The 25,173-nt window shown below is 65.4% G+C and carries 23 protein-coding genes; 16 read left to right on the top strand and 7 right to left on the bottom strand.

The features are described from left to right. Positions 1–28: 28 nt before the first annotated feature. Genes ACCQ08_RS14540 through ACCQ08_RS14515 form a run of 6 tightly spaced genes read right to left on the bottom strand, consistent with a single transcriptional unit; the run spans position 29 to position 6,727 of the window. Entirely contained in the window at positions 29–811 is a 783-nt protein-coding gene (locus tag ACCQ08_RS14540) for an SDR family NAD(P)-dependent oxidoreductase (RefSeq protein WP_035479509.1), read from the bottom strand. A gap of 30 nt (positions 812–841) precedes the next feature. Next, entirely contained in the window at positions 842–1,642 is an 801-nt protein-coding gene (locus ACCQ08_RS14535) for an enoyl-CoA hydratase/isomerase family protein (RefSeq protein WP_034386985.1), read from the bottom strand. Further along, positions 1,639–2,820, bottom strand: a complete 1,182-nt coding sequence (locus ACCQ08_RS14530) for a thiolase family protein (RefSeq protein ID WP_035479512.1) — start codon at positions 2,818–2,820, stop codon at positions 1,639–1,641. The genes ACCQ08_RS14535 and ACCQ08_RS14530 overlap by 4 nt, the downstream gene beginning before the upstream one ends. A 27-nt stretch (positions 2,821–2,847) precedes the next feature. Beyond that, positions 2,848–4,515, bottom strand: coding sequence for a long-chain fatty acid--CoA ligase (locus ACCQ08_RS14525; RefSeq protein WP_035479516.1), 1,668 nt, complete (start codon positions 4,513–4,515; stop codon positions 2,848–2,850). Then, entirely contained in the window at positions 4,512–5,579 is a 1,068-nt protein-coding gene (locus tag ACCQ08_RS14520; protein WP_027015142.1) for a CaiB/BaiF CoA-transferase family protein, read from the bottom strand. Before ACCQ08_RS14520 ends, ACCQ08_RS14525 begins: the two co-directional genes overlap by 4 nt. A 2-nt stretch (positions 5,580–5,581) precedes the next feature. Next, on the bottom strand, positions 5,582–6,727 hold the full coding sequence (locus tag ACCQ08_RS14515) for an acyl-CoA dehydrogenase family protein (RefSeq protein ID WP_035479518.1): 1,146 nt from the start codon (positions 6,725–6,727) through the stop codon (positions 5,582–5,584). Positions 6,728–6,921: 194 nt separating this feature from the next. Here ACCQ08_RS14515 and ACCQ08_RS14510 point away from each other — a divergent pair, with 194 nt between their 5' ends. Next, the gene (locus ACCQ08_RS14510) at positions 6,922–7,962 is read left to right on the top strand and encodes an AraC family transcriptional regulator (protein WP_027015141.1); all 1,041 of its coding nucleotides are present in this window, start codon (positions 6,922–6,924) and stop codon (positions 7,960–7,962) included. A 332-nt stretch (positions 7,963–8,294) separates the two neighbouring features. Beyond that, the gene (locus tag ACCQ08_RS14505) at positions 8,295–9,344 is read left to right on the top strand and encodes an MBL fold metallo-hydrolase (RefSeq protein ID WP_012436223.1); all 1,050 of its coding nucleotides are present in this window, start codon (positions 8,295–8,297) and stop codon (positions 9,342–9,344) included. A 188-nt stretch (positions 9,345–9,532) separates the two neighbouring features. On the opposite strand, the gene ACCQ08_RS14500 is transcribed toward ACCQ08_RS14505, so the two are convergent. Continuing rightward, complete coding sequence (locus tag ACCQ08_RS14500) at positions 9,533–9,718, bottom strand: hypothetical protein (protein WP_274754688.1); 186 nt, start codon at positions 9,716–9,718, stop codon at positions 9,533–9,535. A 360-nt stretch (positions 9,719–10,078) separates the two neighbouring features. On the opposite strand from ACCQ08_RS14500, the gene ACCQ08_RS14495 reads away from it, so the two are divergent. The 14 genes from ACCQ08_RS14495 (at position 10,079) to trbL (ending at position 25,165) form a co-directional block, all read left to right on the top strand. Further along, positions 10,079–11,446 (top strand): MFS transporter, encoded by a 1,368-nt coding sequence (locus ACCQ08_RS14495; protein ID WP_012436225.1) that lies wholly within the window; start codon positions 10,079–10,081, stop codon positions 11,444–11,446. 24 nt (positions 11,447–11,470) lie between these two features. Continuing rightward, positions 11,471–13,252, top strand: coding sequence for an acyl-CoA dehydrogenase (locus ACCQ08_RS14490; protein WP_012436226.1), 1,782 nt, complete (start codon positions 11,471–11,473; stop codon positions 13,250–13,252). Between the two features lie 24 nt (positions 13,253–13,276). Next, the gene (locus ACCQ08_RS14485; RefSeq protein WP_012436227.1) at positions 13,277–14,026 is read left to right on the top strand and encodes an electron transfer flavoprotein subunit beta/FixA family protein; all 750 of its coding nucleotides are present in this window, start codon (positions 13,277–13,279) and stop codon (positions 14,024–14,026) included. Continuing rightward, the gene (locus ACCQ08_RS14480; protein WP_012436228.1) at positions 14,027–14,959 is read left to right on the top strand and encodes an electron transfer flavoprotein subunit alpha/FixB family protein; all 933 of its coding nucleotides are present in this window, start codon (positions 14,027–14,029) and stop codon (positions 14,957–14,959) included. It abuts the gene before it with no gap. A 17-nt stretch (positions 14,960–14,976) separates the two neighbouring features. Next, positions 14,977–15,891, top strand: a complete 915-nt coding sequence (locus ACCQ08_RS14475; RefSeq protein WP_012436229.1) for a LysR family transcriptional regulator — start codon at positions 14,977–14,979, stop codon at positions 15,889–15,891. Between the two features lie 25 nt (positions 15,892–15,916). Further along, complete coding sequence (locus ACCQ08_RS14470; RefSeq protein WP_012436230.1) at positions 15,917–16,147, top strand: EexN family lipoprotein; 231 nt, start codon at positions 15,917–15,919, stop codon at positions 16,145–16,147. Between the two features lie 217 nt (positions 16,148–16,364). Beyond that, the gene (locus tag ACCQ08_RS14465) at positions 16,365–18,383 is read left to right on the top strand and encodes a conjugal transfer protein TraG (RefSeq protein WP_012436231.1); all 2,019 of its coding nucleotides are present in this window, start codon (positions 16,365–16,367) and stop codon (positions 18,381–18,383) included. Continuing rightward, positions 18,380–18,844 carry a CopG family transcriptional regulator gene (locus tag ACCQ08_RS14460; protein ID WP_012436232.1) on the top strand — a complete coding sequence of 155 codons (465 nt, stop codon included), beginning with the start codon at positions 18,380–18,382 and terminating at the stop codon, positions 18,842–18,844. The genes ACCQ08_RS14465 and ACCQ08_RS14460 overlap by 4 nt, the downstream gene beginning before the upstream one ends. Beyond that, positions 18,841–19,878 (top strand): P-type conjugative transfer ATPase TrbB, encoded by a 1,038-nt coding sequence (gene trbB, locus ACCQ08_RS14455; RefSeq protein ID WP_012436233.1) that lies wholly within the window; start codon positions 18,841–18,843, stop codon positions 19,876–19,878. Before ACCQ08_RS14460 ends, trbB begins: the two co-directional genes overlap by 4 nt. Further along, entirely contained in the window at positions 19,875–20,267 is a 393-nt protein-coding gene (locus ACCQ08_RS14450; RefSeq protein WP_012436234.1) for a TrbC/VirB2 family protein, read from the top strand. Before trbB ends, ACCQ08_RS14450 begins: the two co-directional genes overlap by 4 nt. Then, positions 20,264–20,548 (top strand): VirB3 family type IV secretion system protein, encoded by a 285-nt coding sequence (locus ACCQ08_RS14445; RefSeq protein ID WP_012436235.1) that lies wholly within the window; start codon positions 20,264–20,266, stop codon positions 20,546–20,548. Before ACCQ08_RS14450 ends, ACCQ08_RS14445 begins: the two co-directional genes overlap by 4 nt. Positions 20,549–20,567: 19 nt before the next feature. After that, positions 20,568–23,045: a conjugal transfer protein TrbE gene (gene trbE / locus ACCQ08_RS14440; protein ID WP_012436236.1), complete on the top strand. Its 2,478-nt coding sequence runs from the start codon at positions 20,568–20,570 to the stop codon at positions 23,043–23,045. Further along, the gene (gene trbJ / locus ACCQ08_RS14435) at positions 23,042–23,797 is read left to right on the top strand and encodes a P-type conjugative transfer protein TrbJ (protein WP_012436237.1); all 756 of its coding nucleotides are present in this window, start codon (positions 23,042–23,044) and stop codon (positions 23,795–23,797) included. The genes trbE and trbJ overlap by 4 nt, the downstream gene beginning before the upstream one ends. Before the next feature lie 12 nt (positions 23,798–23,809). After that, the gene (gene trbL, locus ACCQ08_RS14430) at positions 23,810–25,165 is read left to right on the top strand and encodes a P-type conjugative transfer protein TrbL (RefSeq protein WP_074923306.1); all 1,356 of its coding nucleotides are present in this window, start codon (positions 23,810–23,812) and stop codon (positions 25,163–25,165) included. Positions 25,166–25,173 lie beyond the last annotated feature (8 nt).

Genomic DNA, 25,173 nt, shown 5'->3' with positions numbered 1-25,173 from the left:
CGTTCCCTGATTGATCAAAATTTCAGCGTCAGCGCGGCGCCATGCGAATGGCACCATCCACACGAATGGACTCGGCATTCATGTAGCCGCAAGTAACGAGAAACTCGACGGCCTGCGCGAATTCATCGGGGTCGCCTAAACGCTTGGGGAAGGGCACGCTGGCCGCCAGCGCCTGTTTGACGTTGTCCGGCAGACCCAGCAGCAACGGTGTACCGAAGATCCCCGGCATGATGGTGTTGATCCGGATCCCTTCGTCCATCATGTCGCGCGCGATTGGCAGGGTCATGCCCACGATGGCTGCCTTGCTGGCCGCATAGCTGGCCTGGCCGACCTGGCCGTCCTGCGCGGCGGCCGAAGCAGTGTTGACGATGGCGCCGCGGTCGCCATCGGCCAGCGGCGCGAGCGTCAACATGCCCGCAGCTGACTTGGCGATGCAGCGGAAGGTGCCCACCAGGTTGATCTGAATGATGCGATTGAAACGATCTGCCGCGCATGGGCGGATTTCGCCGGTTTTCTTGTCGCGGCTGACAGTCTTGACGGCATCGGCAGTGCCGGCGCAGTTGACCAGAATGCGTTCCTGCCCAATGGCCGCGCGGGCCTTGGCGAAGGCGGCGTCCACCTGCTCCTCGGACATCACGTCCACATTGCAGTAAACGCCGCCGAGTTCGCTAGCCAACGCCTGGCCGAAGGTTTCGTTCATGTCGAAGATGGCGACTTTGACGCCATGGCTGGCCAAACGCCGGGCCGTGGCGGCTCCCAGGCCGGAAGCGCCCCCGGTGATGACGGCAGAGATGTCGGAGTTCAGTTGCATGGTTTTTCCTCGATGGGTGAGAAACAGGCGTTATTGGCCGGTAAAGTTGGGTGTGCGCTTGCCTAGGAATGCCGCTTGCCCTTCCAGGTTGTCGGCCGAACGCAAAGCGACGAGGAAATTGCGCTTCTCATGCTCCAGGCCTTGCGCGAGCGGAGTCTCAAAGCTGGCCAGTGCCGCATCTTTCGCCAGCGCCACGGCCAGCGGCGAATTGGCTGCAATCCGGTTGGCCATCGCCAACGCCGTCGGCAGGGCCTGGCCATCAGCCGTCACTTCGGCGACCATGCCTGCATCGCAAGCCTTGCGGGCGTCGATGAAATCGCCGGTCAGCAACAGGGCCATGGCCTTGGACTTACCGATAGCGTGGATCAGGCGCTGCGTGCCCCCGGCACCCGGAATGGCGCCCAGCTTGACTTCCGGCACACCGAAATTGGCGGACTCGCCAGCGATCGCGATGTCGCAGGCCAGCGCTAATTCTGTGCCGCCGCCCAGCGCGAGCTTTTCCACCGCTGCGATGACGGGCTTGGGGAAGCGCTCCAGTTCCGACCAAAAGTGGCCGCCTGCTGCCGCACGATCGCCCAGCAGTGGCTCGGCGCGCAGCGCATCGAAGGCCGTGATGTCGGCCCCGGCGCAGAACACGCCCTCGGCGCCGGTGATGATGACCGCGCGCACGGTATCGTCGTCGCGCAGTTGCACAAGCTGCGCACGCAGGCCATCGAATACCGCGCGGTTCAAGCTGTTCTTCGCGCGCGGGCGGTTGATGGTCAAGGTGGCGATGGCGCCATCGCGGCTGACGAGCACTTCGCTGGCTTCGCTCATGGTGGCCCCGCTCATCCAAGCCGCTCGATGATGGTGGTGTTGGCCGTGCCCGAGGCCTCGCAAATCGTCTGCAGGCCATAGCGGCCGCCCCGGCGCTCCAGCTCGCACAGCAGGTCAGTGAGCATGCGCGCGCCGGTAGAGCCCAGCGGATGGCCGATGGCTATCGAGCCGCCGTTGACGTTGAGGCGGTCGTCCAGGATGCCGAACTCCTGCTGAAACATCAGCGGCACGCCGCCGAAGGCCTCGTTGACTTCGAACAGATCGATATCGTCGAGGGTCAGACCCGATTCCTTCAGTGCCTTGCGGGTGGCGTCGAGCACGGCGGTGAACTGGATCACCGGGTCGGCGGCTGCCACGGCGGTGCTGACGAAGCGCGCACGCGGCTTCAGGCCGTATTGCTTGGCGTAGGCACGGCTGGCGATCAGCAGCGCGGCGGCACCGTCGCTGATCTGCGATGAGTTGGCGGCCGTGGTGGCGCCGTCGGCGGCAAACACGCCTTTCAGCGTGGCCATCTTCTCGGGGTTGGGGTCCGCGCGCACGCCCTCGTCGGCGGCGACGATCGGGCTGTCCGGATCGGCCGGATCCTCGGTCAGCCGCACCAGTTGATCCCTGACGCGGCCAGCCTGCGAGGCCTCGGTGGCCCGCCGATGGCTACGCACGGCGAAGGCATCCAAGGCCTCGCGCGTGAGACCGAAGCGCTTGTTCATCAACTCCGAGGAAGCGCCCTGCGGTATCAGCGGGTTGTCCTGGTAGCGCGCCAGTTCGCTCGGGCTGTATTGCGAGCCCAGCGGCGCGCCGGGCTTGAACGACGGCGGCATGGGGGCCTGCGACATCGACTCGACCCCGGCACCGATGACCAGTTGGTAAGCGCCCGCCCGGATGCCATGCACGGCAAAGCTCACCGCCTGCTGGCCCGACCCGCATTGCCGATCGACCGTCACCGCCGGCACGGATTCGGGCAGCCCCGCCGCCAATACGGCATGACGGCCCAGGTTGCCGTGCTGCTGGTCCCACTGCAGCACGCAGCCGACGATCACATCGTCCAGATCGGCCGGGTTGATGCCGGAGTGCTCGACCAGTTGGCGCAGCGTCTCGCCCAACAAATCGACGGGATGCCATTTCTGCAAGCGCCCGCCGCGCTTGCCCACGGGGGTGCGCAGCGCACCGACGATGACGGGTTCATGGTCATTCATGTTGTTCTCCTGGTTCAAAAGGTTGGCTCACTCGGCGTAGCGGCCCGCATGCTCGGCGCGGATGCGCTTCTTGTCGAGCTTGCCGACGCTGGTCTTGGGGATGGCTTCGACGAACAGGACCTGATCCGGCCACTGCCACTTGGCGAAGGCGCTGCCCAGGTACTCCTTCAGTTGTTCCTGGGTCGCCTGCTGGTCGGGCTTGAGCACCACCAGGGCCAGCGGCCGTTCCTGCCACTTCGAATGCGGAACGCCGACCACGGCGGCGTCGCGCACGGCGGGGTGGCCCATGAGCAGGTTTTCCATGTCGATGGAAGAAATCCATTCGCCGCCGCTCTTGATCACGTCCTTGATGCGGTCGGTAACTTTGAGGTAACCGTTCTCGTCCACCGTTCCGACATCGCCCGAGCGCCACCAGCCGCCTTCCAGGAAACGGTCTGCGGAATCAGGCATGTCGTGGTATCTGGCCGTGATCCAGGGGCCGCGCACGCAAATCTCGCCCGCTGACTTTCCGTCGTGCGGCAAGTCCTTGTCGTCGGCATCGAGGATGCGAATATCCACCCCGGTCAGCACCAGACCCTGCTTGCGCTTGAGGTTCCACTTCTCTTCCTCGGTCAAGCGCTTCTTGAGCGTGGACTTGAGGCGGTTCATCGTCACCAGCGTCGTGGCTTCGGTGGCGCCGTAGGCGTGCACCACCTCAGCACCCGTGAGGTCGTAGAAACCGATCATCATCGACAGCGGCGGCTCGGAGGCGCCAGACAGCATGCGCATGCGGCTGAAGTCCGGCTTGACCTGCATCGTCTCGATGTACTGCAGCATGGGCTGGAAGATGGCCGGTGCGCCGTTGGTGATGGTCACACCCTCAGCGATCATGGCGTCAACCAGCGGCTTGGTGTCTTCGGCAGCGTAGCGGCCCGGCAGCACGATCTTGTCGGCCAGCAGCGTGGCGGCCTGTGGCAGGCCCCAGCACTGCCCGTGGAACATGGGCGTGATGAGCATGACGCAGTCGTCCAGCGTCATGCCCAGATTGGTGGCCATGGCCGTGGAGTGCAGATAGATGCCGCGGTGCGAGTAGTACACGCCCTTGGGCTTGCCTGTGGTGCCGGTGGTATAGCAGGCGCTGTAGGCCGAGGTTTCGTCGATCTCGGGCCAGTCGATCTTCGTGTCGGCGGCGGCCAGCAGGTCTTCGTAGTGCAGCAGCGGTTTCAGCGTGGTCTTGATCTGGTCCAGCGGCTTGTCGGTCATGACAATCCAGCCCTTGATCTGGGGCGAATTCGCTGCGACGGATTCGGCAAGGGGTAGCAATGACTCGTCTACGCAAACGTAGGACACCTTGCTGTGGTCGACCACGTAGCCCAGGTCCTCTGGGCCCAGGCGCAGATTCATCTGCAACATGACAGCACCCAGGCCGGGAATAGACCAGTACAGCTCGAAGTGACGTCGGCTGTTCCAGTCCAGGATGCCGACCCGGTCGCCGGGCTCGACACCGAGCGCGCGCAGTGCATTGGCGCTGCGGCAGATGCGCGCGTAGCAGTCCGCGTAGGTGTAGCGATCCCAGCCGCCATCGGGTGTGCGGTAGACGATCTCCTGGTCCCCATGGGTGCGCGCGGCGTGCCGGATCAGCGTCGTGGTGTTGAGCTGGCGGTCGTTGCCCGTGGTGGACGGGCAGCCGCGGACGATGTGGGTGGTAGCAGTCATTTCTTTGTCTCCTGGGTGGTGGTTGCGTTGAGTGCCTGGAACCGTGGGGCCGAGGCCGCTTCGATGGCGCCGAAAGAGGTGGTCTGGTAGATGCCCCGTGCCGCGTTGTGCGGATGCCGCACTGCCTCGGCCAGGCTGAGCACGGGTGCAAAGCAGGCGTCGCTGCCTTCAAGCAGCGCGCACCAGTGCGCCTGGGGCTGGGTGCGGATGAGGGCCGCGATGCGCTCCTTCAACGCTGGCCACGCCGCCGTGTCGTACTGGTCTGCAGGGTTCACGTCCGCCAGGCCCAACTTGGACAACAGCAATGCGTAGAACGGCGGCTCGATCGCGCCGAGGCTGATGAAGCCGCCGTCGGCGCAGACGTACACGTCATAGAACGGCGAATCGTGGAACGGGCTCGGCTGTGCGCCGTCGATCTGCCCGTTGGCGCGAATCCAGTGCACCAGCGTGCCCAGCATGGCCACGATGTCCACGATGGCTGCGTCCACAACCCGGCCACGGCCGGTGGCCCGTGCATCGACCAGCGCGCAGGCGATGCCAAAAGCCATGCCTAGCGCCCCGGCACCGTCCCCGAGTACCGAGGGCGGCACGATGGGCGCCTGCCCCCTGTGCGCCGACAGCGACAGCAGGCCCGTCAGCGCGACGTAGTTCAGGTCGTGGCCCGCGGCCTGGGCAAGTGGCCCGTCCTGGCCCCAGCCCGTCATCCGGCCATAGACCAGCCGGGGATTGAGCGCCGCGCAATCTGCGGGGCCGAAGCCCAGCCGCTCCATCACCCTTGGGCGAAAGCCTTCGATCAGAGCGTCGGCCTGGGCAATCAGTTCCAGTGCGCGCGCCTTGCCACCGGGCGACTTCAGGTCGATGACCTCGACCTTCTTGCCGCGGTGCAGCGGGTTCTCCACCGCCCCGCCCAGCCGCTGCGCCCCAGCAGCCTGCTCGGCCCGTGCCAGCGCGATCACCTCGGCGCCCATGTCGACCAGCATCCTGGCGGCCAGAGGGCCTGGACCGATGCCCTCAAACTCCACCACACGGACGCCGTGCAGAGGCAACTGCAGCGTGTGCGGCATGTTCACAGCTTCCTCGAAACCAGGTCTTTCAGGACCTCGTTGGCGCCGCCGTAGATCTTCTGCACTCGCGAAGCGGCATACATCCGCGCGATCGGATACTCGGCCATGTAGCCGTAGCCGCCGAACAATTGGAGACACTCGTCCACCACGCGGCACTGCTGTTCGGTGCACCACCACTTGGCCATGTAGGCGGCCTCGTTGTCGAGTGTGCCGTCCAGCAGTCTCTGTGTACAGTCGTTGACGAAGCTGCGCACCACATGCGCGATGGTCGCCATCTCGGCCAGCTTTTGGCGCGTTGTCTGCATGTCGAACAGAGGCGCACCGAATATCTTGCGCTGCTTCGTGTATTCGATGGTGAGCTCCAACGCCCGGTCGATGACGGCCGCCGCCGGCACTGCAATGACCATGCGCTCGTAGGGCAGCGCGCCCATCAGTTGCCCAAAGCCTTGTCCTTCAACGCTCCCCAGCAGTTGGTCGGCTGGAACGCGCACGCTGTCGAAGAAGAGCTCCGCCGTGTCCGAGGCCTGCATGCCGATCTTTTCAAGCAGGCGGCCCACACGAAAGCCTGGCAGGTTCTCGGTCTCCAGTACGAACAGCGACACCCCTTTGCTGCCCGCGCCACTGGTGCGCGCCGCGACGATCAGCAGGTTTCCGGTGAAGCCGTTGGTGATGAAGGTCTTGGCGCCGTCGATCACGTAGTAGTCGCCGTCGCGCCGGGCCCGGGTGGAGATGGCCTTCAGATCCGAGCCGCAGCCCGGCTCGGTCATCGCGATTGCGGCCAGCATCTCGCCGTTCGTCACCTTGGGCAGCCAGCGCTGCTTTTGCGCTTCGGTGCCAAAGTCCAGGATGTAATGCGAAGCGATGGTGTGCACCGCGATATTGACCGGCATCTCGGCCTTGGCCAGTTCGTCCTGCACCACCAGCTGGTAGGCGAGGCTGGCGCCGGCACCACCATAGGTCTCGGGCATCTCGGGCAGCAGAAAGCTCATCCCGCCGAACAGACGCCAGACCTCGCGCGGGATGTAGCCCTGGCGGCGCCATTCGTCGAGCCGGGGAGTGAATTCGGCGGCAACGTAGCGACGCACCTGCTCGCGAAAAGCGTCGATCTCGTGGTCCATCCAGGCGTGGCGATACAGCTGTGGCAGCATGGGCATGTCTCCTTGTATGTTGGCTTCTGACCCCGCACCGGGCGTTCCGCACAGCGCCACTGCCGAAGTGTTTTTGGGGATGCGACAATCGTAATAATTGGCCCCTGCAAGGGCGATAGCGGATTGCCTCAATCAACTGACAAATAACTTCTTTTGGCCCGCGCGACCGGCGTTGGCTCCTTCGATCACACGCAATGCTGCAACCCGTCTTCACCGCTCCTATCTTTGCCGTGCATGGCCTGCTGGACGGCGCGCGCGGCAAGGGGCTGGCCACGCAAGAATGGCTGAAGGGCGTGCTGGGGCGCGCCGGCATCAGCGAATCGCTGCTGGAGCTCGAGGATTCGCGCGTAACCGTGGAGCAGTTCAACGCGCTATTTATCGCTGTCAAGGACAGCCTGAACGACGAGTGCCTGGGCTACCTACATGAGCGACCCATGCGCCCGGGCAGCTTCGCGCTAATGGTGCGCAGCGCGTTCACTGCCCATTCGTTGTCATGCGCCCTGCGTCGCCTGAGCGAATCCTTCGCCCTGCTGCAGGACGACGTGACGCTGGTGCCCGTGACCGAGGGCGCGCTGGGGGGCTTCGCGCTGGAGATGCGCGGCGGCCCGGGCGCACATGCCGAATTCCTTCATGCACATCTGCTGCGCGTGTTCTGGCGCTTGTTGCTGTGGCTGCACGGCGGCCGGCTGGTGCCGCAGCGATTCGACTTCAATTTTGCGCTGCCGCTCCATGCGATGAGCTACGGGCGCATCTTTTCCGGTTCGCTGTGCTTCGGGCAGCCGCGCACGGCCGCCTGGTTCGACGCCGACGCCTTCAAACTGCCGGTGCGGCGCGATCGGGACGCGCTGCAGTCCTTTCTGCGCGCCACGCCGGGCAACGTGGTGGGGCCGCACCTGAACGAGCGCAGCGCCAGCGCGCGGGTCCGCATGGTGCTGCAGCTGGCCAACCCCGAATGGCCCGACCTGCCCGTCACCGCGCAGCGCCTGCATATGTCGGTGAGTGCGTTGCAGCGGCACCTGGCCACCGAGGGCACTTCCTTCCAGGCACTGAAGGACCAACTGCGGCGCGACATGGCGATCGTGCGCCTAACCAGCAGCGAAGCCTCGCTCATCGCCATCGCCGCCGACCTGGGCTTCACCGACAGCACCGCCTTCCAGCGCGCATTCAAGGTCTGGACCGGCAGCGCGCCGGGAGCCTACCGCGCCCGCTCGCGTAGCCCGCAGCACCCTACATAGAGGCATTCGACCAATTCCGGCACGGCCACGAGGCTGTAGCCGACCACCGAGAAGATCGGCGCCTTCATAGCTGCCGGGTCTTGGCCCACATCGAGCGAGGCTCTCGTGCGCTCAAGAGACTGTTTGCAGCCCTGGCAGTTGCACCGACGGCAGCGCAGCGACAGGCTGCGCCAGGAAGCAGAACGCTTTCCGTCAGCCTATCGAGGTCATTCGTCATTGCCACCGTTGAGGCTGACTTCTAAGCTTCCTAAGCTAAAACTGAGCTCGCACTGCATAGGAGTGATGGCTCTGCGCCATTAGGAGCAGCACTGCCAGAATGTAAATCAAGCATCATGACCGACGCAGCCCCGGCACTCTCGTATCCGTTCTCGGATCTCCCACTCCCTGGCCAAGCCACGGAAATCAAGCCTGGTGTGCTGTGGCTGCGCATGCCGCTGCCGTTTTCCCTGGATCACATCAACCTCTGGGCATTGAGCGACGGTCCTGGTTGGGCGGTCGTGGACACGGGCATTCGCAGCGTGGACGTCAGGAACGCGTGGCTCGCCTTGCTCGCTCCGCAGGGGCCGCTAGCCGGCCGACCCATCTCCCGTGTGATAGCGACGCACATGCACCCGGATCATGTGGGCATGGCGGGATGGTTGACACGTCGCTTCGAATGCGCGCTTTGGATGACACGAGACGAGTATTTGAGCTGTCGGGTGATGCTTGCCGATACGGGGCGGGAAGCGCCAGTCGATGGCGTTCGCTTCTATCGGAGGGCCGGATGGAGCGACACCGAGGTGGATGAGTACCGCACCCGGTTCGGTGACTTCGGTAAAATGATCCATCCATTGCCTGACAGCTTTGTGCGGCTCACGGATGGCCAGATGTTGCGGATCGGGGACCAGGAATGGGAAGTCATCGTCGGCACAGGACATTCCCCCGAGCACGCGTGCTTCTACTCGCGCGAACTGGATTTGCTGATATCGGGGGATCAGGTTCTTCCCAGGATCAGTTCCAATACCTCCGTGTACGCCACCGAGCCGCATGCGAATCCTCTGCAGGGTTGGCTCGATTCCATCGACCGGTTGATGCAACGCGTACCTGGGAGCGCCCTGATTCTGCCTGCCCACAACGAACCTTTCCATGGCCTGCACCTACGGTTGGAGCAACTGCGTGCGAGCACCGTCAGAGGCACCGACCGCGTCAGGCAACAACTTGCGCAGCCTCTGAGGGTCATCGACCTGGTTCGCGCCCTGTACCGTTCGTCCATTGTTGCGGAGCAAATGCACCTCAACCTCGCGACCGGAGAGACGCTCGCCCACCTAAACTATCTCGACCAGCGTGGGGAAATCGTGTCTGCAGAAGACGAAGACGGCGCAATGCGCTATCGGCTCGCCTGATGCACTAATTTGCCCTCAAGGATATAGAAGTAACCCAATCAAGCCTGTCATTGACTGGGTTCTTTGCTGATGTGTTTCGAGAGCAATGAGTCCTTGCACCAGCGCGTCGTGTACGGCCTCCAGTTCTTTGAACACCGTGTTGGCAAACCAATCCTGGCACGGCACCTTCCACAGATGCTCGACCGGGTTCAGCTCAAGGCTGGCAGAAACTCTAGGCGCATATTCTGTGGCACATCCAAGTGACCCGCGATGTGCCAACCCGCCTGATCCATGACCATCATGATGAACTCGACGGCATGGCGTCGCGCCATCTCGGCCAGGAACACCTGCATCGTCTCAGCGTTGGCCCAGGGCAGCACCAGAGAGTCAATCACGCCATCGTGCGTGCTGACGGCGGCGAAGGCGTACAGGGTCTGGCGTTGAGGCGTGCGCCGACGATGGGGCGTGAGCCCCTGGGCACCCAACACTGCCGGGGTGTTCCCAGCAGGCAGAAGCGCCCTTCGTGCTGGAATATCAGCCGCACGCGGCGACCATATTCAGCTTGACGCCTGACCTCTTGGCGCACTTGAACAGTGCTCTCAGAAAGGGGCCGTTTGTCATTCGATCGGGGCGCTTCGTCATCGCGGCTCGCAGCACCGGCACCTAGGATTCCTTGTGTGCGCTGGACGACATGTAGCGGAGCGGCGATGACCGCCGCCCCACGATCCAGAGCCTAACTCAAAGGAGACAAACACGTGTGCCAAATCGACATGCAGAAGCTCGCCGACGACGCTCGCTTCAACCGCTTTCATGCCAAGGTGCTTCTGTGGTGCCTGTTGATTCTCATCATCGACGGCTATGACATCGCCGTGGTGGGCATCGCCCTGCCGTCCATCATGCAGCAGATGGGCGTGAACGCATCGACTGCCGGTTTCATGGCCAGTTCGGCCCTGTTCGGCATGATGTTCGGCGCCATGGTTCTGGGCACGCTGTCCGACCGGATTGGTCGGCGCTGGGCCCTCTCCATTGGCGTCATGCTGTTCAGCGTGTTCACCGCGGCCGCCGGATTCACCAAGGATCCCATCAGCTTCAGCGTGGTGCGCTTCATCGCGGGCCTGGGGATTGGCGGTGTGCTGCCGGTCATCGTGGCACAGATGGTCGAGTACTCGCCCAAGAAGATCCGCAGCCTGATGACGGCGCTGATGACTTCGGGCTACGCACTGGGCGGCATCCTGGCCGCGGTGCTCGGCAAGCAGCTGATCGGCGAGTACGGCTGGCAGGTCGTTTTCATCGCAGCGGGTGTGCCGGTCCTGCTGATTCCGTTCATCTTGAAGCTGGTGCCGGAATCAATGACCTACCTGATCTCGCGCAGCCGCAACGGCGAACTGGCCGAAGTGGCCCGTAATCTCCAGCCGGGAGTCAAGCACCCGGCGGACGCCCAGTTCGTCGTGCCCACCGCCGACCGCGTGGCGGGTGCGCCGGTCTCCCGGCTGTTCCAGGACGGGCGAGGCCCGAGCACGGTGCTGTTCTGGATCGCCTTCTTCTCGGGCCTGTTCATGGTCTATGCGCTCAGCAGCTGGCTGACCAAGCTGATGGCTATGGCTGGCTACAGCCTGGGGTCTGCCCTCAGCTTCGTGATCGCGCTGAACGTTGGCGCCATCATCGGTGCCGTGGGAGGCGGGTGGCTCGCCGACAAGTTCAACATCAAGTGGGTGCTGGTGGGGATGTATGCGCTGGGCGGCGTGCTGCTGTACCTGATGACGTTCCAGACCTCGACCGAGCTGCGTTATCTGATCATCGGCGCGGTCGGCGCCTGCACCACCGGCGCGCAATTGGTGGCCTATGCCTACTGCGGGCAGTTTTACCCGATGTCCATCCGCTCGACCGGCATCGGCATGGCCTCCGGCGTGGGGCGCCTGGGCGCGATCGCGGCGCCGCTGCTAATCGGCCAGATCGTTGCGCTTGAGCTGCCGCTGGAGCAGAACTTCCTGGTGATCGGGGCTTTCGGAATCATCGGCTCGATCGCCCTGGCGTTCATCAGGCATGGCGGCCCGGCGTCGGTGGGCCCGCAAGAGGCTGCACGCGAGTTGCGCCCGTCGCAACAGACGCCGCAAAACGCCTGATCGTAGCCATCAAGGAAATTCGCTGTGTCTGTCTACATAGCCCCCCTGCGCGAAATGCTGTTCGCCATGAAAGAGGTCGGCGGCCTGGACGCGATCTGCGCCCAGCCCGACCATGAAGAAACCACGCCCGACCTGGTCGAGGCCATCCTGCAGGAGGCGGCTAATTACGCCGCTGGCGTGCTGGATCCGCTCAACCGCCCCGGCGACGTGCAGGGCGCGCGCTGGCACGATGGTCGGGTCACGCCCGCCGACGGCTTTCGCGAAGCCTGGGCCAGCTTCTGCGAGAACGGCTGGAACGGCATGCCCGCTGCCACCGAATGGGGCGGCCAGGGCCTGCCCACGCTGGTCTCCACCGCCGTGCTGGAGATGTGGAAGTCGTCCAACCTCGCGTTCAGCCTGTGCCAGATGCTCACGCTGGGCGCGGTGGAGGCCATTGCGCACCATGGCAGCGACGCACTCCAGCGCCGCTTCCTGGCACCCATGGTCGAGGGCCGCTGGACGGGCACCATGAACCTCACCGAGCCCCAGGCCGGCTCTGACCTGGCCGCGCTGCGCAGCCGTGCCGTACACGAGGGCGACCACTACCACGTCAGCGGCAACAAGATCTTCATCACCTGGGGCGAGCACGACATGGCCGAGAACATCGTGCACCTGGTGCTGGCGCGCCTACCCGATGCGCCACCGGGGGTGAAAGGCATCTCGCTGTTCCTGTGCCCGAAGTACCTGGTCAACGACGATGGCACCCTGGGCGAACGCAACGACTTGGCCTGCACGTCGATTGAGCACAAGATGGGCATCCACGGCAGCCCCACGGCGTCGATGAGTTTTGGCGACAGCGGCGGCGCTATCGGCTACCTGGTCGGCGAGCCGCACCAGGGGCTGGCCTGCATGTTCACCATGATGAACCACGCGCGGCTGAACGTTGGCCTGGAAGGCGTGGGCATTTCCGAGCGCGCCTACCAGCGCGCACGCGCCTATGCGCTGGAGCGGGTGCAGGGCAAGCCGCTGATCAGCGGCAGCACCGCCATCGCAGGCCACCCGGACGTGCGGCGCATGCTGATGGACATGAAGGCCCGCACCGAGGCCATGCGCGCGCTGGCCTACTTCTGCGCCGGTCAGATGGACCGCGCCGCGGGCCACGCCGATGCGCAGGAGCGCGCGCAGGCGCAGGCCCTGGTCGGCCTGCTGATACCGGTGGTCAAAGGCTGGTGTACCGACAGCGCGCAGGGCATCACGTCCGACGGCGTGCAGGTGCATGGCGGCATGGGCTACGTCGAGGAAACCGGCGCCTCCCAGCACATGCGCGACGCGCGCATCACGACCATCTACGAAGGCACCACGGGCATCCAGGCCAACGACCTGATCGGCCGCAAGCTGGCACGCGAGGGCGGGCGCACGCTGAAGGCGCTGCTGGGCCGCATCGACGGCGATGCGCGCCGGTTGGTCGAATCGCCCGATGCAGTGCTGGCGCAGATCGGCCGCGCGTTGGCAGCCGCTGCCCAGGCGCTGGACGAAGCGGTCGACTGGCTGCTGGCCCACGACGGTCAACCCGCGCAGTGCGCGGCGGGCGCCGTGCCCTTCCTGCGGCTGGCGGGCACCGTGATCGGCGGCTGGCTGTCGGCGCGCATGGCCGAAGCCGCTACCGCGCAACTCGCGGCGGGCGCGGGCGATGCGGGCTTTCTCGGTACCAAGCGCGCCACAGCCAGCCATTACGCGGCGCATGTCCTGGTGCAGGCGCCGATGCTGCGCGACATCGTCACGGGCGGCGCCGCCAGCACGCTGGCCCTGGCGGACGATCAACTCTGAATGATCCTGAAAGGAAACCCTCCCATGAAAATCCTGGTTCCCGTCAAGCGGGTGGTTGACTACAACGTCAAGGTCCGCGTCAAGAGCGATGGCAGCGGCGTGGACATCGCCAATGTCAAGATGAGCATGAACCCCTTCGACGAGATTGCCGTCGAAGAGGCTGTGCGGCTCAGGGAGAAAGGCGCGGCAACGGAGATCGTCGCCGTCTCGTGCGGCGTGTCTCAATGCCAGGAGACGCTGCGCACCGCCATGGCCATCGGTGCCGACCGCGGCATCCTAGTCGAGACCAATGAAGAACTGCAGCCGCTGGCCGTGGCTAAGCTGCTTAAGGCCCTGATCGACAAGGAACAGCCCGGCCTCGTGATCCTGGGCAAGCAGGCCATCGACGACGACTGCAACCAGACCGGCCAGATGCTGGCGGCGCTGGCCGGTCTGCCGCAAGCCACCTTCGCCTCCAAGGTCGAGCTCGCCAGCGACAAGGCAGCCGTGACCCGCGAAGTGGACGGCGGCCTGGAAACCCTTAGCCTCACGCTGCCCGCGGTCATCACCGCCGACCTGCGTCTGAACGAACCGCGCTACGTCACCTTGCCCAACATCATGAAGGCCAAGAAAAAGCCGCTGGACACCATCAAGCCCGAAGACCTCGGCGTTCAAGTCGCCCCGCGCCTGAAGACCCTGAAGGTGACCGAACCCGCCAAGCGCGGCGCCGGCGTGAAGGTGGCTGACGTGGCCGCCCTGGTCGAAAAACTCAAGAACGAAGCGAAGGTGATCTAAATGTCGGTACTCGTTATTGCTGAACACGACAACGCATCCATCAAGGGCGCAACCCTGAACACCGTGACGGCTGCAGCCGCTTGCGGTGGCGACGTGCACGTGCTGGTGGCCGGCCACAATGCCGGCGCTGCCGCACAAGCCGCCGCCCAGATCGCCGGTGTCGCCAAGGTCATCCACGCCGACGCCGCAGGCTTGGCCCACGGCCTGGCCGAGAACGTGGCCGCCCAGGTGCTGGCCATCGCCGGCAACTATAGCCACATCCTGTTCCCGGCCACGGCCGGCGGCAAGAACGTGGCCCCCCGCGTGGCCGCCAAGCTCGACGTCGCCCAGATCAGCGACATCACCAAGGTGGTGAGCGCCGACACCTTCGAACGCCCCATCTACGCCGGCAATGCCATCGCCACCGTGCAAAGCAGCGACGCCACCAAAGTCATCACCGTGCGCACCACCGGCTTCGACGCCACAGCGGCGACCGGAGGCAACGCAGCAGTGGAAACGGCAACCGCAGCGGCAGACACCGGCAAGAGCAGCTACGTGGGCAGCGAAATCGCCAAGAGCGACCGGCCCGAACTGACGGCGGCCAAGATCATCGTCTCCGGCGGCCGTGCGCTGGGCAGCAAGGAAAAATTCGACGAAGTCATCACCCCGCTGGCCGACAAGCTGGGCGCGGCCATCGGCGCGAGCCGCGCGGCGGTGGATGCGGGCTACGCGCCCAATGACCTGCAGGTGGGCCAGACCGGCAAGATCGTGGCGCCGCAGCTGTACGTGGCGGCGGGCATCTCGGGGGCGATCCAGCACCTGGCGGGCATGAAGGACTCCAAGGTGATCGTGGCGATCAACAAGGACCCGGAGGCGCCGATCTTCAGCGTGGCCGACTACGGGCTGGAGGCGGACCTGTTCGCGGCTGTGCCGGAACTCGTCAAGGCCTTTTAACTTGGATGAGATACACCATGGAGCTTCGGCATTTGCGTTGCTTTATAGCGGTGGCCGAAGAACTTCACTTTGGCCGCGCAGCGGAAAAGCTGCACATCGATCAGTCCCCTTTGTCGCGCACCATCAAGGAGATAGAGGAAGAGCTCGGGGCGCAACTGTTCACGCGAACCACGCGAAGCACCCGCCTGACCTTTGCCGGAATGGCATTCCTGGAGCGGGTGCCGCGAATCTTCGAAGCTCTGAAACAGGCGTGTGACGGCGTCAAGTCCGCCGCCAGTGGGTTTCAGGGACAGTTGCGCATCGCTTTGTCCGATGGCATCACGCCCTCGCGAATGCCGACGCTGCTGGCACGGTGCCGAGAGGAAGATCCAGAGATTGACATTCGGTTATTTGAGATGCCGTTGGACCAACAGATCAAGGGTCTGCACGATGACCTGTATGACGTCGGCTTTTCGATGGCCGAAGAGGTGGGCGACGGCATTGTGGTCAGGCCTGCGTGGGAAGACGAGCTGATGGTGGCGGTCCCAGCTCGCCATCCTGTGCTGGCCCACAAGCACGTTCCGTTGGAAGAAGTGCTGCGCTATCCGCTGGCGCTATGCGATCCGGCGATATGCGAAGGCCATGCACGCCAAGTTGATCGCGTTTTGCAGCGCTACGAGCAACAGCCACTGATCGCCCAGCGCGTGGCGTCCTATGAGGTGATGATGACCTTAGTCTCCGCCGGATTGGCACTTGGTTTGGCGGGCGCCGCGCACATTGCATCCGGCCGTGGGCCAGGTGTTGTGGCCCGGCGCTTGGCGGGCAAGTCGCAGATGCTGGCCACGTATCTGCTGCACCGTGACGTGGAGCCCTCCGAAATGCTGGCTCGGTTCATCGCACGAGTGGACTCCATTGATTCGGCGGATGGCTCCAGCGCCGCCGAGGACTCCTGATCCACCTGCTGAAAGGACCCAAGCCATGCCCCGATTCCTGTCGCTGCTGATGGCCGCTGCACTGACAGCCTCCTGTGGGCCATCCCAACCGACGGAAACCGTGGACTTCCTCGTGGCCCATCCTGAGCGTCTCAAGGAAGTCCAGCGCCTGTGCAAGGAAGAGCGCGCGAAGGCCGGCGAAGAACTCTGCCGACGTGCCGCCGAGGCCGCGAATCGCCGCTTCTTTGGTGACCGGCCGGAGCAGAAGTCCCAATAAGGTAACCTTCCGTCGCGGCGCCGCGACAAAGTTCTCGCAGTTACCTCATCACGCCGCAGCGCGCTCGCGCATGCGGCATTTTTATTGTCTTCGCCACCGCAAGAAGTCTGGCTCTTTTGGCCTGAATCCCCGCCATAACGGTCTTTGACCGGCCTGCACGCTCGCCTTGATCCTCGGCACTACGGCACGTTCCTGTGCCGTAGTGGGAGGTTGACCAATGCAAGGAACGAACGTGCTGTTCGGTCAGATTGCCGTCGTCTTCGGCATCGTGATCGCTGGCGTATGGAGCGCCACGCAATGGACAGCAGCGGCCCTGGGCTACCAGCTACGCCTGGGCTCGCCGTGGTTCGACTTCTTCGGTACGCCGGTCTACCACCCCTGGGGCCTGTTCGAGTGGTGGTTCTTCTTCGACGCCTACGCGCCGCATATCTTCGACGCGGGCGGTGCCATTGCCGCAGGCAGCGGCCTGATCGCGATGGTAGTTGCCATCGGCATGTCGATCTGGCGCTCGCGCCAGTCCAAGCTGGTCACGACCTACGGCTCGGCCCGCTGGGCCAATGCGGAGGACATCCACAAGGCGGGCCTTGACCAGCCTGCGGGCGTGTTCCTCGGCCTGCATCGCCAGCAGTACCTGCGCCATGAAGGCCCGGAACACGTCCTGACATTCGCGCCCACCCGCTCGGGCAAAGGCGTGGGCCTGGTGGTTCCCACCTTGTTGAGCTGGCCTGCATCGGCCGTCATTCACGACATCAAGGGCGAGAACTGGAGCATCACCGCCGGCTGGCGCTCGCGCTTCTCGCATTGCCTGCTGTTCAACCCGACCGATGCGAAGTCGTCGGCCTACAACCCACTGCTGGAGGTGAGGCGCGGCGCGCACGAAGTGCGCGACGTGCAGAACATCGCAGACATTCTGGTCGATCCCGAAGGAGCACTGGAGCGGCGCAACCATTGGGAGAAGACCTCGCATGCGCTGCTGGTTGGGGCCATCCTGCACGTGCTCTACGCAGGCGAAGACAAGACGCTGCGCGGAGTCGCCAACTTCCTCAGCGACCCGGCCTGTCCCTTCGAGCTGACCCTGCATCGGATGATGACCACGCCGCACATCGGTGGTGGGCCGCATCTGGTGGTGGCATCGGCAGCGCGCGAAGTCCTGAACAAATCGGACAACGAGCGTTCCGGCGTGTTGAGCACCGCCATGTCATTCCTCGGCCTGTACCGCGACCCCACGGTGGCCGAAGTCACCTCGCGCTGCGACTGGCGCATTGCCGACCTGATCGCGGCCGAGCATCCGGTGTCGCTGTACCTGGTGGTGCCGCCTTCGGACATTTCGCGGACGAAACCGCTCATTCGCCTGATCCTCAACCAGATCGGGCGACGGCTGACGGAATCGCTCGACGGCAGCGACGGCATCGCGCGCCGCCACAAGCTGCTATTGATGCTCGACGAGTTCCCCGCGCTCGGACGGCTCGACTTCTTCGAGACGGCCCTGGCCTTCATGGCCGGCTACGGTATCCGCAGCTTCCTCATCGCCCAGTCGCTCAACCAGATTGACAAAGCCTACGGCCAGAACCATTCGATCCTGGACAACTGCCATGTCCGGGTGACGTTCGCCACCAACGACGAGCGCACCGCCAAGCGCATCTCCGAAACGCTGGGCACCGCGACCGAGCTGCGCGCGCAGCGCAACTACGCCGGCCACCGGCTCGCGCCATGGCTCGGGCATCTGATGGTGTCGCGCCAGGAGACGGCACGTCCGCTGCTCACGCCGGGCGAGGTAATGCAGCTTCCGCCCGACGAGGCCGTGGTGATGGTGTCCAGCGTGGCGCCCATCAAGGCCAAGAAGCTGCGCTACTACGCGGACAGCAATTTCAAGCGGCGCGTGCTTCCGCCGCCGGTGCTTGCAACCCTGTCCATGCAGGGGCGCTATGCCGATGTGCCACCGGAACGCGCCGACGACTGGAGCGGGCTGGCGATTCCCGCCATGCCGGTCGCACCGACGGCCGACGCCGCCGATGGGCTGGAGAACCTGGGTTCGGCCGACGACAGCGGCCCACGCCGCCAGCCCGAACTTTCCGAAGCCGTCACCTACGACCCCGACCTGGTTGCGCCCGCAGCCGACCTCGGGCTGCTCGATGACGACGACATGCCGCATCCCCTTCCTCGCCAGCTCGATCCGGCCCTGCAGCGCACGGCCCGGCTGGCTTCCCTCGACCCTGACGACGGAATCGACCTATGACCCAACACCGCCTCAATGTGTTCATCCAGCCGGAGCACAGCAAGCGGCTCGATGAACTGGCCGCCAAGAAGGGCGTGTCCAAGTCCAGCATCGTCGCGGCGGCCCTGGCCTCCTGGCTGTCGCCCGATGCGGCCGACCAGCGCGAGGCGGCAATTGCCAAGCGGCTGGACCGCCTGTCGCGCCACGCCGAGCGCCTGGAGCGCGACCAGAACATTGCCATCGAAACATTGGCGCTGTTCATCCGCTATTTCCTCACGGTGAGCACACCCGTGCCCGAGGCCCATCAGGATGCCGCTCGCGCCCAGGGCAAGGCCCGCTTCGAGCAGTTCGTCGAGCAGCTCGGTCGCCATTTGCTGCGCGGGCGCAGCCTGGTGCGGGATGTGGTGGAGGAACTGCACACCGATCCGACGCGACCGGAGGGCGCTGCGGCCGTCGCGGATGCCCAGGAGCGTGCCTTATGAGCGCCGTTCCTTCCTCCTTCACGGCCACCTCGCTGGATCGCCGCATCCAGATGCTGCGCACGGCCATGGGGCCGCTGATCGCTGCCGCGCTCGAAGACCCGGACGTGGTGGAAATCATGCTCAACCCCGATCGCACGCTCTGGGTGGATCGTCTGTCCACGGGCCGCGCGCCGATGGGCGTGGAACTGTCCGAGGCCGATGGCGAACGCATCATCCGCCTCGTTGCAGCTCACGTTGGCACGGAAGTTCATCGGGGCCAGCCGTTGTTGACGGCAGAGCTGCCCGAGACGGGCGAACGCTTCGAGGGCATCCTGCCGCCCGCCGCGCCGGGGCCGGCCTTCGCCTTGCGCAAGCGCGCCTTTGGCGTGATCCCACTGTCGCGCTACATCGAGGACGGAATGATGACCGCCGCGCAGGCGGGCCTGCTGGTGCGCGCCGTGCGCGAGCGCCAGAACATCCTGATCGCAGGCGGCACCAGCACGGGCAAGACCACGCTCGCCAATGCCTTGCTCGCCGAGATTGCCGCTACCGGTGACCGCGTGCTGGTGCTTGAAGACACGGTGGAGCTGCAATGCGCGGCGCGCGATCACGTACCGCTGCGCACGCGCCAGGGCGTGGTGTCGATGACCGAGCTGGTGCGCTCTTCCATGCGCCTGCGCCCGGATCGCGTGATCGTTGGCGAAGTGCGTGGTGCCGAGGCGCTGGATCTCATCAAGGTATGGGGCACGGGCCACCCCGGCGGCATCGCCACCATCCACGCCGGCTCCGCGCTGGGCGCGCTGCTGCGCCTGGAGCAACTGATTCTCGAAGTGGCGGAGAACCCGCCCCGTGCGCTGATCGCGGAAGCGGTCAACGTGGTCATCCACATCGCCGGGCGCGGACGCAAGCGCCGCATCGAGAGCATCGCCCGCGTCGTCGGCTTCGATGGCGCGGGCTACCAACTGGCGGATGCGCTGGAGGCTCCATTCCCGGAGCTGCTGTCGCAGTCCGACCTTTCTTCCCTGTCCCCTGACCAACCTGGAGAACTGCCATGACGCAGATGATCGTTCCTGCTTTCCGTATTTCTGCAAACCCGCTTGCCCTGCGCTGCCGTCCCGCGCGGCTGGATGGCTTGGCACGCCCAGCCCTGCAGGGCCTGATGCTCGCGGCGCTGATGCTGCTGCTCGCAGGCACCGCGCAGGCCGCCGGTTCCTCGATGCCTTGGGAGGGGCCGCTGCAATCCATCCTGGAGTCGATCCAGGGTCCGGTGGCCCGGATCATCGCGGTCATCATCATCATCGCCACGGGCCTGGCGCTGGCCTTCGGCGATACCTCGGGCGGTTTTCGCAAGCTGATCCAGATCGTCTTCGGTCTGTCGATCGCGTTTGCCGCGTCCTCGTTCTTCCTGTCGTTCTTCAGCTTCTCGGGCGGGGCTGTCGTATGAGCGCGGCCCACGATGGCGTGCAGGGGTTCGCTCCGGGGTTCGAAGTGCCACTGCACCGCTCGCTGACCGAGCCGATCCTGCTGGGCGGCGCGCCGCGCACGGTGGCGATTGCCAATGGCACCTTGGCCGCGGCCGTGGGCTTGGGCCTGCAACTGTGGATTCCGGGCCTGGTGCTCTGGATCGCCGGCCATGCGTTGGCGGTCTGGGGCGCGCGTGTCGATCCGCGGTTCATGCAAGTCTTCGCGCGCCATATCAAGCACCGGCCGCTGCTGGACGTGTAGGGGCAAAGGGAGATATCGCATGCTGAACCTTGCCGAATACCGCCAGCGCCCGGCCTTGCTGGCTGACTGGCTGCCTTGGGCCGGGCTGATCGCTCCGGGCGTCGTGCTGAATAAGGATGGCTCCTTCCAGCGCACGGCGCGCTTTCGGGGGCCAGACCTCGACAGTGCCACGCAGGGCGAGCTGATCTCTACGTCAGCACGGTTGAACAACGCGCTGCGCAGGCTGGGTTCGGGCTGGGCCTTGTTCATCGAAGCCGAGCGCCGGCCCGCCGCCAACTACCCGCACTCGGAGTTTCCCGAGCCGCTGTCGTGGCTGGTGGACGAGGAGCGACGGGCCGCCTTTGAGGACTTGGGCAATCACTTCGAGAGCGGCTACCACCTCACGCTGGTGTACCTGCCGCCCGAGGAGGCCCGTGCCCGTGCCGCGGGCCTGCTGTACGAGAACCGGCTGACCGAAGGCGTCGATTGGCGCGAGCGCCTGACTGCCTTCATCGCGGAGACGGAACGCATCTTTGACCTGCTCGACGGCGTGATGCCGGAGATCGCCTGGCTCGACGATAGCCAGACGCTGACCTACCTGCACGCCACCGTGTCTACACGGCGTTACCGCGTGGGCGTGCCCGAGGTGCCATTCCACCTCGATGCGCTGCTGGCCGACGCGCCGCTGATCGGTGGCTTGGCGCCGATGCTGGGCGACCAGCACCTGCGCGTGGTGTCGGTGCGCGGTTTTCCGATCTCGACTTGGCCGGGGATTCTGGACGACCTCAACCGTCTGGGCTTCGCGTATCGCTGGAGTACGCGCTTTCTCTGCCTGGACAAAGCCGAGGCGGAAAAAGAACTCGCCCGCCTGCGCCGTCAGTGGTTCGCCAAACGCAAGAACGTCATCGCGCTGCTGCGCGAGACGATCTTCCAGCAGGAAAGCCCGCTGGTCGATACCGACGCCAGCAACAAGGCCACCGATGCCGATGCCGCCTTGCAGGAGCTGGGCAGCGATCAAGTGGCCTTCGGCTACGTGACAGCGACCGTCACCGTCATGGACGCGGATGCCGCCGTGGCCAACGAGAAGCTGCGCAGGGTGGAGCGCGTCATCCAGGGGCGTGGCTTCGTCACCATCCCCGAAACGCTCAACGCCGTGGATGCGTGGCTGTCGTCCATTCCGGGCCATGCCTACGCCAACGTCCGCCAGCCCATCGTCTCCACGTTGAACCTGGCGCACCTGATGCCGGTGTCGGCGGTATGGGCCGGGCCGGAGAAGAACGCGCACCTCGACGGCCCGCCGCTGATCGTCACGCGCACTGAGGGCGCGACGCCGTTCCGGCTGGTGACGCACATCGGCGACGTGGGCCACACGCTGGTGGCTGGCCCTACGGGCATGGGCAAGTCGGTGCTGCTCGCCACCTTGGCGATGCAGTTTCGGCGCTATCGCGGCTCGCGCATCTTTGCCTTCGACATGGGGCGCTCGATGCGCGCCACCATCCTCGGGCTGGGTGGTGAGCACTACGACCTCGGGATGGATGGCGAGATCGCGTTTCAGCCTCTCGCCCGCATCGACCGCGAGGGCTACCGCACCTGGGCCGCCGAATGGATCGAAGGGCGCTTGCGGCATGAGAGCGTGGCCGTCGGCCCCGAAGAGAAGGCCGCTATCTGGTCGGCGCTCGGCAGTCTCGCCGGTGCGCCGATGGAACAGCGCACGATGACGGGCCTGTCGGTACTGCTGCAATCGAATGCGCTGCGCCAGGCGCTTGCGCCGTACGTGCTGGGCGGCGCCCACGGCAAGCTGCTGGATGCGGATTCGGATCGCCTGGGCGCTGGCTCCGTGCAGTGCTTCGAGATGGAGGAATTGATGCACAGCAAGGCCGCCGTCATGGCCGTGCTGCACTACCTCTTTGCGCGCTTCGATGAGCGCTTTGACGGTGCGCCCACGCTGCTGATCCTCGATGAAGCCTGGCTGTTCCTCGATGACCCGGTGTTTGCCGCGCGCATTCGCCAGTGGCTCAAGACGTTGCGCAAGAAGAACGTGTCGGTCATCTTCGCCACGCAGAGCCTGGCCGACATCAAGGATTCGAGCATCGCGCCCGCGATCATCGAAAGCTGCGCGAGCCGCATCTTCCTGCCGAACCCGCAGGCGACCGAGCCGCAGATTCGCACGATCTACGAAGGCTTTGGGCTGAACTTGCGCCAGATCGAGATCGTCGCCACCGCGCAGCCCAAGCGCGACTACTACTACCAATCCCGCCTCGGCAATCGCCTGTTCGACCTCGACCTGGGACCGGCGACGCTGGCCTTCGCGGGCGCATCCACGGCGCAGGACCAGCGCGACATCGACGCGGTGCTCGCTGCCGCCAGCACCTCCACACCTTCCGCTTCCACCCCGTTCGCAGCCGCATGGCTGCGCCACCGCAGCCTCGATTGGGCGGCCGATCTGCTGCGCGATTTCCCCGGCCCCGCGCCGGGTGCCGCCCCCATCCCCAGCCATTCCCAGGAGAACCTGCCATGAAACCCCATGCCCACAATCTCGCCGCGCTGACCACCGCCTGCGTGCTCGCCTTCGGCATTGCGCAGCCCGCGCATGCACTGTTCGGCGTTGGCGACATCGTGTTCGATCCGACCAATTTGGTGCAGAACACGCTCACCGCCGTTCGCACGCTGGAGCAGATCAACAACCAGATCCGCCAGCTCCAAAACGAAGCGCAGATGCTCATCAACCAGGCGCGCAACCTGGCCAGCCTGCCGTCCAGCGTGGTGGGCCAGCTGCGCGCCAACCTGGCGACCACCCAGCGGCTCATCGCCCAGGCCAAGGGCATGGCCTACGACGTGGCGAACATGGACCAGATGTTCCAGCGTCTGTACCCCGAACAGTACTCCGCCACCGTCAGCGGCAATCAGATGTACCGCGATGCGCAGGAGCGCTGGAAGAACACGCTCACTGGCCTTCAGACCACCATGCAGATGCAGGCCCAGGCTTCGCAGAACCTGAGCGATGACGAGGGCGTGCTGGCCGACCTCGTGGGCAAGAGCCAGTCCGCCGTGGGCGCTCTCCAGGCGATGCAGGCCATGAACCAGTTGCTGGCCCTGCAGGCCAAGCAGTCCATTCAGACCCAGCGCTTGCAGATCACGCAGGACCGCGCGGCCTCGCTGGAGCTGGCGCGGCAGGCCGCCGCAGTGGAGCGTGGCCGCGAGGTGAATCGGCGCTTCGTGGGCACTGGCACGCCGTACACGCCGCAGCCCGTGAACTTCTACAGCCGCTGACGGAGCCGGGCCATGAACGACGTTTCGGTCATCGACCGCTTCCTCGACGTTTTCTCGCGCTACATCGACTCGGGATTCGGCCTGGTGCAGGGCGAGGTGGCGTTCCTGACCGCAACGTTGATCGTCATCGACATGACGTTGGCCGGGCTGTTCTGGGCGATGGGGCATGCCACCGGCCAGGGCGAGGACGTGATCGCCAAGCTGATCCGCAAGGTGCTATACGTGGGTGCTTTCGCCTACATCATCGGCAACTTCAACACCCTGGCGGGCATCCTGTTCCGTTCCTTCGCCGGGCTGGGCCTGACGGCCAGCGGCTCGACCTTGAGCATGGGCAACTTCCTGCAGCCGGGACGGCTGGCCAAGGCCGGCATCGACGCGGCGGCGCCCATCCTCGACCAGATCCGGGAGATGGCGGGCTTCCCCGAGGTGTTCATCAATATCGCGCCCATCGTCGTGCTGTTCCTCGCGTGGCTGGTGGTCATCGTCAGCTTCTTCGTGCTGGCGGTGCAGCTCTTCGTCACGCTGATCGAGTTCAAGCTGACCACGCTCGCGGGCTTCGTGCTGGTTCCGTTTGCCCTCTGGAACAAGACGGCGTTCCTGGCCGAGAAGGTGCTGGGCAACGTGGTGTCCTCGGGCATCAAGGTGCTGGTACTCGCCGTCATCGTGGGCATCGGCTCGGGGCTGTTCGCCGAATTCAGGATACCGCCGGGCTCCGAGCCGTCCATCGACCAGGCGCTGGTCATCATGCTGGCCTCGTTGTCACTGCTCGCCCTGGGCATCTTCGGGCCGGGCATTGCAACGGGCTTGGTATCGGGCGGGCCGCAGCTCGGCGCGGGCGCGATGGCCGGTGCTGCCATCGGTGCAGCCGGAACCGCTGTGGCGGTCGGTGCCGCGGCTACTGGCGTCGGCAGCGCCGTGGCGGCTGGCGCGCGCATGGCGCCCGCAGCCGCCAAAGCAGCGGCCAGCGGTGCCCGCTCGATGGCATCGACCGCCAGCAGCGCCAGGTCGGCGTACCAGGCGGGCTCCGCTTCGGCCGGTGGAGGCCTGAAAGGTGCCGCCGCGGGCGTGGGCAATGTTGCCAAGACTGGCGCGCAGGCGGCGGGGCAGAAGGTGGCCGAAGGCGCACGCTCGATGAAGGAGCGTGTCGCTGCCGCCTTCCGGCCCGATGACACATCAGCCTCCGGCGCCGCACCCACCGGCCCTGACGCTGCCGGATCGGCTCCATCTGCCGAACAACCCGCGTGGGCCAAGCGCCTGCATCGCAGGCAGCAGCTCACCCATGCGGCGACCACCGCCGCCCACACGCTGCGCGGCGGCGATGGCGGCAGCTCCAGTCAAGGCCCAAGCCTTCGCGATTCCGACTCATAAGGAGAACT

It is taken from the genome of Comamonas sp. SY3, assembly GCF_041730275.1.
GTDB classification, from domain to species: Bacteria; Pseudomonadota; Gammaproteobacteria; order Burkholderiales; family Burkholderiaceae_C; genus Comamonas; species Comamonas sediminis.
This window is presented reverse-complemented; position numbering and strand designations above follow the sequence as displayed.